This window comes from Nocardia sp. NPDC051321, assembly GCF_044455225.1.
GTDB lineage: Bacteria > Actinomycetota > Actinomycetes > Mycobacteriales > Mycobacteriaceae > Nocardia.
Map to the genome: position 1 here is coordinate 31,407 of NZ_JBITEM010000027.1, position 12,848 is coordinate 44,254.

A 12,848-nucleotide genomic window follows, 5' to 3' on the forward strand; every position below is an offset into this window, starting at 1 on the left:
TCCGTGGTCGTCACCGGTCGGCTGGCCGCCGCGGCAGGCCTGCTCGCGCTGCTCGTCACCTTCGTCGTTCCGTCGTTGATCGGCGTGCTGGTCGCGACCGGCTTGCTTGCCGCTGCAGTGCTTTTCGACCTCGGCTCGGTCGGCCGGGCCCGCGATCTCGCCCTGTCCAGGGAGCCGCTCACCGTGGTCCGGCTCGGCCGGGCCACCGAGGTGGAACTCGTCGCGGTGAACAACGGCACCCGCCCGCTGCGCGGCACGGTATGGGACGACTGGCCAGACAGCGCACGCACCGAAAATCGTACGCACCCACTGGATCTCGCACCGGCCACGCTGGTCCGCTTCCGCACCACGCTCGCCCCGACGTATCGCGGCGATCGGGTGGCGGGCCAGGTCACCGTGCGACTGATCGGCCCACTCGGCCTGGCGGGCAGGCAGACTCGCCGAAATGTCCCGGCCCGGGTCCGCGCGCTGCCGCCGTTCCGTAGCGAGCGCCTGCTGCGCTCGAAAGTCAAACGGCTGCAACAACTCGAGGGTCGCAATGTGGCCAACCTGCGCGGGCAGGGCGACGAATTCGACTCGTTCCGGGAGTATGTCGCCGGCGACGACGTGCGCGGCATCGACTGGCGCGCCACCGCCCGCGCCACCGACGTGCTGGTGCGCACCTGGCGCCCGGAACGGCACCGGCACATGCTGATGCTGCTCGACACCGGCCGGATCAGCGCGGGCCGGGTCGGCGATGGCACCCGACTGGACGCCAGTATCGAGGCCGCACTGCTGCTCGGTGGGCTGGCCGCCGCCGCGGGCGACTCGGTCGATCTGCTCGCCTACGACCGGGAGCCGCGCGCCGAGGTCCGCGGTATCAGCGGAAAAGGCTTGCAGCTCAAGCTGATGCACGCGATGGCGGGCATCACCCCGGCCCTCGTCGACACCGACAGCGCTGGGTTGGTGCGCGCCGCCATCCAGCGCACCCGCCGCCGCAGCCTGGTCGTCTGGTTCACCAGCCTCGACGGCGCCGCCGTCGAGGAAAACCTGCTCCCGGTGCTGCCCACCCTCGCCCAACGCCACCGCGTCCTCATCGTCTCGGTCACCGACCCGGACGTCGCCGCCGCGGCGACGCGTCGCGCCACCCGCGCCGACCTCTACCCCGCGGCCGCCGCCGAATCCATCCTCGCCGAACGCGCCCTGGTGCAGGAGTCCTTGCGCCGCAGGGGCATCGCGGTGGTCGCCGCCTCCCCCGACCACCTCGCCGAGGCTCTCGCGGACGAATACCTGGAGCTCAAGAAGTCCGGCACGATGTAGCCCGCCCGGCGGCCCGCGGCGCATGATGGGAGCCATGTCTGATCTCGCCGCGTTCGTCCGCGGACTGCCCAAGGCCGAGCTGCACCTGCATCTGGAGGGGACGCTGGAGCCGGAGTTGAAGTTCCGGTTGGCGCAGCGCAATGGGATCGAGCTGGCCGAGCAGACGGTGGACGAGGTCAAGCAGACCTATCAGTTCCACGATCTGACCTCGTTTCTGCAGGTCTACTACCCCGCCATGCGGGTGCTCCTGGAACCGGCGGACTTTCATGATCTGGCGTTCGACTACCTCACCAGGGCGCATGCCCAGGGGATTCGGCACGTCGAGATGTTCTTCGACCCGCAGGCGCACACCGGGCGCGGGGTCCCGTTCGCCACCGTGATCGACGGGTACCGGTCGGCGATCGTGCGGGCGCGACGCGAGTTCGGCATCTCGGCCGAGCTGATCCTCTGCTTCCTGCGCGACTATGCCGCGGAGTTCGCGATGGCGACCTTGCTGGAGGCGCTGCGGTACCGGGACTGGATCATCGGCGTCGGGCTCGACTCGGATGAGCGCGGCAATCCGCCGAGCAAGTTCGCGGCGGTCTTCGCGCGGGCCCGGCGCGAGGGCTTCTTGCTGACGATGCACTGCGATATCGATCAGCAAGACTCGATCGAGCACATCCGGCAGGCCCTGGAGGACATCGCCGTCGACCGGCTCGACCACGGCACCAACATCGTCGAGGACGACCGGCTCGTCGAACTGGCCAAGGGCAAGGGGATCGCGCTGACCTGCTGTCCGGTCTCGAATTCGTTCGTCACCACCCGGATGAAGTCCGACGAGATCGTTGGCCTGCTGAACCGCGGCCTCACCGTGACGATCAACAGCGACGATCCCGCGTACTTCGGCGCGTACGCGGCGGACAACTATGTCGCGCTCGCCGAGCACGCGGGCCTCGACATCGATCAGCTTGTGGCGCTGGCCAAGAACTCGTTCCGCGGCTCCTGGATCACCCCGGCGCGGCTGGACCAGTTCCTGCGCGAGATCGACGACTACGTCGCGGCCAACCGATAACTACGGACCGACCCGAAGCGGTACCGGCCCCGGCCGGAAGACCGGGAACATCGGCGGCGGCAGCACCCGGCGTTGCCGCTCGGCGATCACCGCACCCAAAATCTGCAACGGCGGATATCCGGTCGGCACCGGCACCTGCAGCCGCTGACACACCGCACTGACCAGCGCGGTGCCGAGCTCGTGTTGCACGACGGGCGTGAGGGTGCGGAACCGGCTCAGGTACTGCCGCACCGCGAGCGCCAGATCGTCCGGCAGCATGGCCAGCGGCAGCGGACCCGCCCAGCCCGCGAGCCACGGCGGTGCCACCGCGAGCAGCGGTGCGGGCAGCGGCCGCTGGGCGTGCACGACAACGGTGCCCGCGAGCACGTCACCGACCCGCCGCGCGTTCGGCGAACACAGCGACGTCACCACCGCGACCGCCCCGAACGCGCCGAGCATCCAGAAGTCGACGATCGCACCGGCCAGCCCGCGGGTGAGCGCGTGCCGGAAATCGATCGGGCCACCGTCCGCGCGCACCACCCGCAGCCCGAGCACCAACTTGCCCAACGTCCGCCCGCGCGACGCCGTCTCGCAGACCACCGGGTAGCCGACCAGCACACCAACGACGGTGACCAGCACGGCAACATCCAGCCACGCCGTGTCCGCCCCGCTGGGCAGCAGCACGCTGACGGTGAGCACGAACAGCATGACGGCCAGCAGCAGCTGCACCACCACGTCGACGAAGAACGCGGTGGCCCTGGTGGGCAGGCGGGCGATCGGCAGCTCTAGCGCGACCGCTTCCCCGGTGGTGAATTCAGCCATGTCGATAGCATTCTTGCGACCGGCGGTAGTGGGAGGCAAGCCAGTGGATGTTGACGCGTACAGCTATGCACACCGGAGGGCTTGGGAACGGCTCGACTATCTGACCAAGCGGAGCAGGCTCACCGGTGCCGAGGCGGACGAGCTCGTCACGCTGTACCGGCGCACGTCCCAACAGCTGGCCCGGTTGCAATCGCACAGCCCCGATCCGGAGCTGATCGCCGGGTTGAGCGCGCTGCTGGCCAGGGCGCGCGGGCGGGCGATCGGCGGCAGCGGCGATACCTGGCAGGAGATCGGCCGGTTCTTCACGCACCGCTTCCCGGCCGCCCTGTATCGGACTTGGCCGTGGTGGGTCAGCGTGGCGGCGGCGTTCCTGTTGATATCCGCCGGGTTGGCCGTCTGGGTGGCCCGATTCGATTCGGCGCGTGCGGTTCTCGGCATTCCGTCCGACACCGGCGAGCTGACGGGGCGCGGCGGTGCCTTCGAGTCCTATTACTCCGAGCATCCGCAGGGTGCGTTCGCCGCGCACGTGTGGACGAACAATGCCTGGGTGACCGCGATCGCGCTGTTCACCGGGGTGCTGATCCTGCCAGCGGTGTACCTGCTGTTCATGAACGCGCTCAACCTCGGCGTCTCCGCCGGGCTGATGGCCGAGGCAGGGCGGCTGGATTCGTTCTTCGGGTTCATCCTGCCGCACGGCACGCTCGAGCTGACCGCGATCTTCGTTGCGGGCGGGGCGGGCCTCAAACTTGGCTGGACACTGATAGATCCGGGTCGGCTGAGCCGGTTGGCGGCGGTGGCGCGGCAGGGCAGGGCGACCGCGACGGTGGCGCTCGGGCTGGTCGGCGTGCTGCTGGTGTGTGGCTGTATCGAGGGTTTCGTGACGCCGAGCGCCCTGCCCGCGCCGGTGCGCATCGCGATCGGATTCCTCGCCGAGGCGTTGTTCCTGGTCTACGTGTTCGGGGTGGGTCGAAGGGTGGTGCTCGCGAAGGCCGATGCGGCACTTGATGTGGCGGGCGAGGGCCGACAGACAACCTCGAGCACACACTGAGCGAAGCGGGTTCGGACACTCGACAGCAACGCCGCGTCGCGGTTCGGTTTCGATGTCCCCCAATTGAGTTCCGCTGGCCGCAGCGAGTCATGCTCAGCTGCGGCCAGCGTTACCGTTGACTCTACACAATCGTTATCCCCATGCAACCCTTGTCGCTCGTGTCAAGCGTATAAAGCAGCACGCCAGCAAACCTTGGTGAGCCCATGGTTTTTCACAGTTCCAGCTAACTTGCAGCTGTCGGTTTTGGACCGTTTGAAACGGTCGGCGAGTTCATGATCGCGCGAATCCGCAGGTCCTTCCATATCTGCTTCGTGGCGACACAGACATCGTTCGCACGATTAGCTGGGGTCTCGACATAGATCCCTCAATGACACCTGCACATGGCCGACGACCTGCATGTTTCTCTCGAAGAATCGAGATAGCTGGACACCGGGTGAACAGAAAGCGACTACAGGTTTGTTTAAGGTCTCATTAACACGACACATACCTGGTTGGACCGCCTGTGGACATGCATACATCTGGTCAAGATCGGGAATAACCAGATACGGAAAGGTGGCGGCACGTCCGCTTCAGCCGGGCCGGTTCAGCACCACGGCCGCAACTTCCAGGTGCAGTGTGATCTTCGCCTCACTAGTCCCCTGAACCATGGCGAATGGGGCGAAATCGACACTGCGGCAAGCATTCCCCAAACGGGACACACCGGTACAACACGCCGAAAGGCCCACGCCCAGTTGGCTGCCCGCTCCAGTCGAGGCGCAGCGCGACCGCTACGCGCCGCCCGGCTATGCACAGGGTTCAGCAGCCGTAACCCGCGATCACGCGCCCTGCGCACTCCGTGCACAGGCTGGGAATCGTGCACCGTCCACCGCTGTGGACAAGTTCGGCACGTGCCGCCGTCGTCCGGAACACCATGGGTCGATCCGATCGATGTCCACACCTGGGCACCGCCGCGTCATCCACACAGGCGACCCTGTCTCAACACCTTTCGCGCACAGCTTTCCGCACCCTTGGCGACCTTCATGCACAGCCACCACCCAGGCGCTTCGGAGTCGATTGCGCCGCAACGCTCGAGGTCAGGCAAGGAACGCGAAGGTGAACGGCGTTCGGCCATCCCGAAACAACACACAGCTCCATCCACAGCCGCGATCCGGCTCCGCCAAACCTCCTGCGGCGCAATATCACGCCCAGAAGGGGCTACCGCACGTGCGGGTCTCGCTGGATGCTCCTCGAGCAGCTCACAGATTTATCCACAGGTGGAAGCATCAACATTCGGCATGTGCATAAACCGTGAAGTCGGCTGAGCGACAGCGATATCCACACCTGCCCAGCGCGCTCAGCCGACCCGAAGAATCCCGGTGACCGTGCCCTGCAACACCTGTCGGCCATGGGTGATCAACGGCGACGTCTGCAACGGATCGTCGACAATGGCGCCCGGCAACGGACGACTGGCGATCACCGCTCCGGTCTCCGGGTCGAGCACGGTGAACGCGTAACCGTCCAGCGGTGTGGTGACGTCCGGCCCGAGACGGGTCACTGCGTACAAAGCGCCATCGGCTGTGGACAAATGCGGGACGGCCGCGCTGCGCACCGAGTTCTCCCACACCGTGTGACAACCGTTGTCGTCCACGTCAACCCGGGTCATGCCGCCGGTGAACGGCGCGGTCGGCGGGACGGCCGGCCCCGCGCCTTCGGGCACCGCCGGATACGGGTAGCCATAGGTACTGGCGACGAACAACGAGCGCCCGATGCCGACCGGTGAATTCTCGCTGCCCGCACCGCCCTTCGTCAGTACCGGTTGCGTGCACACCAATTGTCCGGTTGCCGAACGGAATACCAGCGCGTTGACCTGCCCGTCGGCATTGTCGACGATGGTCAGGTATTCGGCCCCCGTGTTCGGCCCGAAGTAAGTGGGCGTAGAGCCGGTACCCCAGCTCAACTGGCCCGGCTTGCGGGCCGAGCCGCGCGCGTACGGCGCGCGCCAGAGCACCTCGGGCCGGCCCGACGCGTCGGCACGCAGCTCGTACAGCGCGTGGGTGGTCGCCACCGCGATCCGTCCGCTCGGCGCCGCCGAAATACTGTTGGCCACGTGCTCATCGGCGGGCAACGTCACTGTGACCGCCGCGCCGGACGGTGCGACCAGCCCGACAACGCCTTTCCCGGTGGCGAACCAGATGTTGCCCGACCAATCCGGCACCAACCCGGTCACGTTGTCCCCCAACGGAATCACCGCCGACAGGTCGGCCACCGGCGCGCTCGCCAACTGCCACTTACCCGCCGCGTCGCGGGCATGACCGACCCGGAGCAAGCGATTGTCACCATCCACGACCACGAGCCGGTCGTTGTTGTCCAGATACGCGTAGACGCCGCCGAGCAGACTGCCCTTGGTCAGCTGGAGCGCGGCCAGCGAGTGCCCGAGCGGTCCGGGTGCCGCCGGATCGATCAGCTGCACCGTCGGAGCCTGGCCGGCGATCGCCGTGCACAACGCCACCACCAGCCTGTCCGAACCCTCGAGCAACGTCGGGCATGCCGCAGCGAGCGGATAGGCCGAGACCGACGCCGCGCCAACGCCTGGCCCGGCCAGCGGAGTGGCATCCGACGAGCCCGCGTCCCCGTGCATCGTCGAGGTGCCGAGCGGCCCGAGATAAGGATTGGGCGGCGCCAGCGGACCCCACTGACCGGTCGCCGCGGCGGGGCCCGCGTTCAACAGCGCGATCGAACAGGCGGCGAGCAGGATCAGTGGTGCGCGCATCACGGTCTTTCGGGTCGACAACACAGCATCCGATCGAACCGAAACGAACGCCTTCGGAACAGTATTCGAAACGTCGATGATCCAAATTGCGGCCGGACATCGGTCGTCAGCGGCACCGGCGGCTGTGTGCCTACGATGGCGCCATGAACGGTGTGCGCGCCCGCTTGATGTCCACCCTGGCCGGTCAGCTCGGCAATCCACACGGTGTGCTCGGCAAGGGCGTTGCGTTCATGCTCAACCGCGGCAACAAGCGCGCCATCGCGGCCGCGGTGACGGCCGCCGCGATCACCGAGGGCGAAACCGCCGCCGACCTCGGATTCGGCGGCGGCGCAGGGCTTTCCCTGCTGCTCGCGCGCGTCGGGACGAACGGCGTCGTGCACGGCGTCGAGCTCTCCCCCGACATGCTCGCGCGCGCCCGTTCGGCCTATCCGCGCGACCTCGCCTCGGGCCGGCTGCGTCTCGCCGAGGGCTCGCTCACCGCATTGCCGCTCGCCGATGACAGCCTGGACGCCGCGATCACGGTCAACACCATCTATTTCGTGCCGGATCTGGACGCGGTCTGCGCGGAACTGGCCCGCGTCGTCCGCCCCGGCGGCCGGGTGGTGATCGGCATCGGCGACCCGGACACCATGGCGAAGATGCCGTTCACGCCCTATGGCTTCACGCTCCGCCCGGTCGCCGACGTCATTGCCGCGCTGGAGAAGTCGGGTTGCACCGTGGACCACCAGCAACTGCCGAATCCGCCGATCCCGCATCATCTGCTGATCGCCACGAAGCGTTCGTGAGCCCGCGCGACTACATCAACGCGCCGCCGTCGATCCTGATCTCCGTGCCGGTCATGTACCGGCCATCATCCGAAGCCACCATCGCGACCACCCCGGCGATGTCCTCCGGACTACCGAGCGCACCGCCGTTGAGCCAACCGGTCATCCGGGCGAACAGCTTCGGATCGAAGCCTTCCGGCTGATCCCGGATCGACTTCGTGGTGATGCCGCTGGTGATGCCCGCGGGCACGACGTTCACCGCGCGCAACCCCTGCTTGGCGTACTCCAGCGCGATCGCGTGCGTGAAGGCGTTCACGCCGCCCTTCGACGCCGCATAGGCCGCGAGGTAGGGCGCGGCGCTGAACGCCGCGGTCGAGGAGATGTTGACGACGACGCCGTGCCCGGATTCCACCAGCGCGGGCAGCGCGGACTGCGTCATCAGGAAGGTGCCGGTCAGGTTCACCGCGATCACCTGGTTCCACGCGTCCAGCGGCATCTCGTGGGTGCGGGCCGGGCGCAGGATGCCCGCGCCGTTCACCAGCACGTCGAGCCCGCCGAGGAAGTCCAGCGCCGTCGCGGTCGCCGAGCGCACCGAGTCCGGATCGGCCACATTCACCGCGACCGTCCGCAATCGCCCGGCGGCATCGCCCGCCTTCTCCGCCGTCGCCGCCAGCCCCGGCTCATCGATATCGGCGGCGACCAGCTGGGCCCCCTCGTCCAGCAGCCGCAGGGCGATGCCCTGTCCGATGCCGGAGCCTGCTCCCGTCACCACCACGCGGCGGCCGTCATATCTGCGCATGCCAAGAATTAGAACAGGTTCTCATTGTGAGTCAAGCCACTTCCGCCACCTCAATTCCAGAACGCCGAATTGAAACACGTTCTAGTGTGAGCAGATGCCGAACGACGCGTTCCAACCGGCCAGGCTCGGGCCGGTGCAGCTGCGCAACCGCATCATCAAGGCCGCGACATTCGAGGGGCGCACGCCGGACGCCCTGGTCACCGACGAGCTCGTCGACTTCCATCGCCGGGTCGCGGCCGGCGGCGCAGGGCTGACCACCGTCGCCTACTGCGCGGTCGCGCCCGAAGGAAGAACCGACCGGCATCAGATCTGGATGCGTCCCGAGGCGGTGCCGGGGTTGCGGCGGCTCACCGACGCGGTGCACGGCGAAGGCGGCGCGGTGTCGGCGCAGTTGGGCCACGCTGGCCCAGTTGCGAACGCGGCCTCCAATCGCGCACCGGCGCTCGCGCCAAGCAGGCAGTTCAGTCCGATCAGCCTGCGGCTCACCAAGGCGGCGACCGCCGCCGACATCCGGCGGATCATCACCGCGCACGCGCGAGCCGCCCGCTTGGCGGTGGAATCCGGGTTCGACGCCGTCGAACTGCATTTCGGGCACAACTATCTGATCAGCTCGTTCCTCAGCCCCGCGCTGAACAAGCGCTCGGACGAGTACGGCGAAACCCTGGTCAACCGCGCGAAGCTGGCCAGGCAGACCGCCGACGCGGTGCGCCAGGAGGTCGGCGGTGAGATCGCGGTGCTGGCGAAGTTCAACATGGACGACGGGGTGCGTGGCGGGTTCGGCGGCGACGAAAGCCTGTCCGTCGCACGGTGGCTCGCGCAGGACGGCAACCTCGACGCGCTCGAACTCACCGTCGGCAGTTCGCTGCGCAATCCGATGTACCTGTTCCGCGGCGACGTGCCGCTGCGCGAGTTCGCCGACCAGTTCCCGCCGCCGCAGCGCTGGGGCATTCGACTGGCGGGCCGTCGATTCCTGCGCACCTACCCGTATCGCGAGACCTACCTGCTCGACGACGCGCTGCGCTTCCGCTCCGAGCTCGGCCTGCCGCTGGTGCTGCTCGGCGGCATCGCCTCGCGGGCCGCGATCGACACCGCGATGTCGCACGGCTTCGAGTTCGTCGCGATGGCTCGCGCGCTGCTGCACGATCCGGAATTGGTCAATCGCCTACGGGCCGAGACGGCGACCGAGTCGCTGTGTACACACTGCAATCGGTGTATGCCGACTATCTATCGGGGCACGCATTGTGTGTTGACTTCTCCGGTATCCGATTCGGCAGCAACGATTTAGCCAGCGAGAAGGCCCGGTCCGCAATGGACCGGGCCTTCTTTCGGTGCGGTATCCCCATTGCTCGGCAATGCGGACTACGGTGCCTGGCCGGGCTTCGTCAGCCTGGCACCGACCACGCCAGCCGTCGAACTATTAGGCAGGCTTGGCTGCGGCCGCGGTCAACTCCGGACCGACGATCGACACCCACTCGTTCATCTCGGGCGAATCGTCCTTTGCGATTGCCACGACATCTTGCCTATTGCAGCCGCCGCCGATCGGAACACCGTCGAACCGCTCCTGCAGCCACTGATACGTTCCCGGCACGGAAAGGAAGGCTTGTGAATAGGACTCACCGATTTGGATGCGCCGGTAGGTGATTTGCCCATCGTTCTGGCAGTAGTTGTCCACCAGTCGGTCGGTCGCGTAGGCGGGCATAATCCAGTCACCCATCGACTGGAAGATATACGTCGGGCGGTCCGGAACCGCATTTCCCAGCTTGACCTGATCCAGAATCTTGCTCGGGAGCGGCTCACGCGTCAGGTCCGGGGTGTCGAACAGTCCCTTGATGTTCAGGTTGGGGAAACTCGATACCTCCCAGCCCTGGCACACATTGCTGTGCACGGTCCGCAGGCCCTGACCCAGCGGGTTCATGTGCTGATCCAGGTAGGTCTGCAATTCCGGGTATTCGCGACTCAGGCCGATGATGCCCGCGAACACCGTGCCCGCGGCAGGGCCGTTGTTCTGGTAGTCGACCAGGTCGCGCAGGTCCGACGCGGTGGAACCGGAGACGACGCCGGCCACGTTCACATCCGGCGCGTAGGTGGCGCGCTGTTCGGCGGCGTGCATCGTCGGGATCGAGCCGCCCGAGTCACCCCACAGGCCGACCTTGGTGTCGCGGCCCTGATGCAGCTCCATCGGCTTGAAGTTCTCCGCCGCCCGGATGCCGTCGAGGGTGATCCGGCCAGCCAGCGGGCCCGCGGCGAAGGCGGAGAGCAGGCCTTCGTGGTCGGGGATGGAGACGCCCCAGCCCTTGGTGACCGCGTAAAGGGCCATCGGGAGCATGAAGTTGGGGCCCATCGTGCCCGCGTAGTTCGGCGGCAGCGCCAGCATCTGACTGGTGTACGACGGCGCGCAGTGTGCCGCGACCGCGTCCTCCGGGATCTGTACCGACACCAGGTTCGTCGGGGCCTTGCCGCGCGGCTTCATGACCGTGGTCACCGCGGCGATCGGCTCGTCCCGGCTGTTGTTCGAACGGTACGACAGCTGCCACGCGTCGACGTCGGGCTGAATGATCGACTGGAACGCGGGATGCACTTCGCGGGCGGCGATGATCTCGCCCGGCTGCTTGGCCGCGACCACATCGCGCGGCGGGTTGAGAAACACCTGATCTTCGGCAGGCATTGCCGGCGGAGTCAGGGCGGGCTGAATCGGGACATAGTCATCCGAGGCGCACGGACAAGCCGCGGCGAAGCCGACAGCCGCCACTTGAATCATGGCCGCGGCACCCGCGGCCAACATCGTTGCCCGCCCATATCGGCGGTGCCGAGTTTTGAACATGTTCATACCTGATCCTTCAGCTGAGGGAAAGGTGCATGACAAGCTGTTGACCGGGAGCGGCGGCACCAAATCCCTGACGAATGCAGGCATTAGCGAAGTGACCACTCCGGTGTGAGCCGCCGCAATCGTAGATGAACATTTGAATAATCCAACGCGAAACGCGAGGAAGAACCGATTTAAATCCCTCCCACCACCAGCAACACCGCCCTGACCTATCCCCAATTAACTTCCGCCCGAGACCTTTCCACCCCGCCCCCGGCCCGAAATGTCCGATGTGATAACACCCCCACCAGCGTGAATCGACGCCGTTTCAATAACTGAGAACAGCAATGTACACGAACCACAAATCCCCGAAAATAACCCCCACTGGGCGGATTTCACGTTGTACACACCTTGTGGATATCGATAGCTATACACAGCTTGTGGATATGCCTCAACCCCAATGAAGCCCCGCCGAGCGGGGCGTGGCGGCAGCGGCCCACAAGGATGACGAAACGAGAAAAGCCCATGCTCTACATGAGCATGGGCTTTCCACGAGTGAGTGGGCGAAGGTGCCGGGCTTTCGGATCAGCCGAGACCCGGGATACCCGCGCTGCCGGTCGACGGCTTGCCGCAGGAGGGGTTCATGTCGACATTGACCATCTCGGTGAAGGTGGCGTCGGCGGTCGGATACTCCTGCGCGAGGATCTTGTGCTGTCCCTTCGTGCCCGGCTTCCAGGTGGTAGTCGCCTTCCCGGAGGCGTCGACCGACGGCGTATCCGGCTGGAAGCTGTCCCGGGTGCCGACACCATTGGCATCAACCTCGAAGAACGACACCGCGGTACCCGGCTGCGCGGTCGCGGTGATGATGTAGGAGCAGCCCGCTGCGTTCGGCACGATCTCGAGGCCGGTAACCGCGGCACCGGCCTGAGGCGCGCCGAGCACCACCGCGCACGTTACTGCGCCGAGCGCCGCGACCACGAGACCTGTCCGGTTCGAGACAGTCACACTAAAAACCTTCTTCCGCAATGGATTTCCCGACTATTGACCGTGCCAGCATGCCACACCAGAACCCCGGCCCAAGCCGATGAAATTCGGTGCTTGACACGCTCGTGGCGCTGACGAACTGTCGTTTGATCATGTCGCTAGCGCACATTCGAAACGCGGTACCCATAGCCACAAGAGGTAGCCACACCCCCCACGCCGTAGCCATCAGAGACCCAACCCACACATGGGCTTTACAGGCATCGGGGGTTCGGGGGCGAAGCCCCTCCGAGCGGGGCGTGGGGGCAGCGCCCTCACAAGAATGACGAAACGAGAAAGGCCCATGCTCTACATGAGCATGGGCCTCCCACGAGTGGAGTGGGCGAAGGGGGACTTGAACTTCCGGTTTCCCTGCTCACACGTGCATTTCGGTGCAATATCGTGCGTTTCACGTGACTTCGGCACGCTGACGACGACTACCGTAACGCCGTAGTGTTGACCCGGTCAACATCCCCCACCGAGGGGATCCCCTCGGCGTGTCGCCCCGAGAGCC

The 12,848-nt window shown here is 66.6% G+C and carries 10 protein-coding genes; 5 read left to right on the forward strand and 5 right to left on the reverse strand.

Annotated features, from left to right (window positions below; translation table 11 throughout):
* Positions 1-3: 3 nt before the first annotated feature.
* Both ACIA8C_RS41615 and add read left to right on the forward strand, forming a co-directional pair.
* On the forward strand, positions 4-1,299 hold the full coding sequence (locus ACIA8C_RS41615) for a DUF58 domain-containing protein (RefSeq protein WP_397144777.1): 1,296 nt from the start codon (positions 4-6) through the stop codon (positions 1,297-1,299).
* 34 nt (positions 1,300-1,333) lie between these two features.
* Positions 1,334-2,350, forward strand: a complete 1,017-nt coding sequence (add, locus tag ACIA8C_RS41620) for an adenosine deaminase (RefSeq protein WP_397144779.1) — start codon at positions 1,334-1,336, stop codon at positions 2,348-2,350.
* On the opposite strand, the gene ACIA8C_RS41625 is transcribed toward add, so the two are convergent.
* Complete coding sequence (locus ACIA8C_RS41625) at positions 2,351-3,151, reverse strand: RDD family protein (RefSeq protein ID WP_397144781.1); 801 nt, start codon at positions 3,149-3,151, stop codon at positions 2,351-2,353.
* A gap of 43 nt (positions 3,152-3,194) precedes the next feature.
* Between ACIA8C_RS41625 and ACIA8C_RS41630 the strand changes: the two genes are divergently transcribed.
* Entirely contained in the window at positions 3,195-4,199 is a 1,005-nt protein-coding gene (locus tag ACIA8C_RS41630) for a stage II sporulation protein M (RefSeq protein ID WP_397144783.1), read from the forward strand.
* A gap of 1,333 nt (positions 4,200-5,532) precedes the next feature.
* On the opposite strand, the gene ACIA8C_RS41635 is transcribed toward ACIA8C_RS41630, so the two are convergent.
* Positions 5,533-6,948 (reverse strand): hypothetical protein, encoded by a 1,416-nt coding sequence (locus ACIA8C_RS41635; RefSeq protein WP_397144853.1) that lies wholly within the window; start codon positions 6,946-6,948, stop codon positions 5,533-5,535.
* Positions 6,949-7,091: 143 nt separating this feature from the next.
* On the opposite strand from ACIA8C_RS41635, the gene ACIA8C_RS41640 reads away from it, so the two are divergent.
* Positions 7,092-7,733, forward strand: coding sequence for a class I SAM-dependent methyltransferase (locus tag ACIA8C_RS41640; RefSeq protein ID WP_397144785.1), 642 nt, complete (start codon positions 7,092-7,094; stop codon positions 7,731-7,733).
* 10 nt (positions 7,734-7,743) lie between these two features.
* Here ACIA8C_RS41640 and ACIA8C_RS41645 read toward each other — a convergent pair whose 3' ends face one another.
* Positions 7,744-8,511, reverse strand: coding sequence for an SDR family NAD(P)-dependent oxidoreductase (locus ACIA8C_RS41645; protein WP_397144787.1), 768 nt, complete (start codon positions 8,509-8,511; stop codon positions 7,744-7,746).
* A gap of 94 nt (positions 8,512-8,605) precedes the next feature.
* Here ACIA8C_RS41645 and ACIA8C_RS41650 point away from each other — a divergent pair, with 94 nt between their 5' ends.
* Positions 8,606-9,796: an NADH:flavin oxidoreductase gene (locus ACIA8C_RS41650; RefSeq protein WP_397144789.1), complete on the forward strand. Its 1,191-nt coding sequence runs from the start codon at positions 8,606-8,608 to the stop codon at positions 9,794-9,796.
* Between the two features lie 132 nt (positions 9,797-9,928).
* Here the strand turns inward: ACIA8C_RS41650 and ACIA8C_RS41655 are convergent, their stop codons facing one another.
* A complete protein-coding gene (locus ACIA8C_RS41655) occupies positions 9,929-11,338 on the reverse strand; it encodes a lipase family protein (protein WP_397144791.1) in 1,410 nt (469 codons plus the stop codon).
* Positions 11,339-11,899: 561 nt separating this feature from the next.
* Positions 11,900-12,319 (reverse strand): hypothetical protein, encoded by a 420-nt coding sequence (locus tag ACIA8C_RS41660; RefSeq protein ID WP_397144793.1) that lies wholly within the window; start codon positions 12,317-12,319, stop codon positions 11,900-11,902.
* Positions 12,320-12,848 lie beyond the last annotated feature (529 nt).

Bases quoted from the DNA above. Each gene is read 5' to 3' on its own strand.
- add (WP_397144779.1), top strand. From the start codon at position 1,334: ATGTCTGATCTCGCCGCGTTCGTCCGCGGACTGCCCAAGGCCGAGCTG.
- ACIA8C_RS41625 (WP_397144781.1), bottom strand. From the start codon at position 3,151: ATGGCTGAATTCACCACCGGGGAAGCGGTCGCGCTAGAGCTGCCGATC.
- ACIA8C_RS41635 (WP_397144853.1), bottom strand. From the start codon at position 6,948: ATGCGCGCACCACTGATCCTGCTCGCCGCCTGTTCGATCGCGCTGTTG.
- ACIA8C_RS41640 (WP_397144785.1), top strand. From the start codon at position 7,092: ATGAACGGTGTGCGCGCCCGCTTGATGTCCACCCTGGCCGGTCAGCTC.
- ACIA8C_RS41645 (WP_397144787.1), bottom strand. From the start codon at position 8,511: ATGCGCAGATATGACGGCCGCCGCGTGGTGGTGACGGGAGCAGGCTCC.
- ACIA8C_RS41650 (WP_397144789.1), top strand. From the start codon at position 8,606: ATGCCGAACGACGCGTTCCAACCGGCCAGGCTCGGGCCGGTGCAGCTG.
- ACIA8C_RS41655 (WP_397144791.1), bottom strand. From the start codon at position 11,338: ATGAACATGTTCAAAACTCGGCACCGCCGATATGGGCGGGCAACGATG.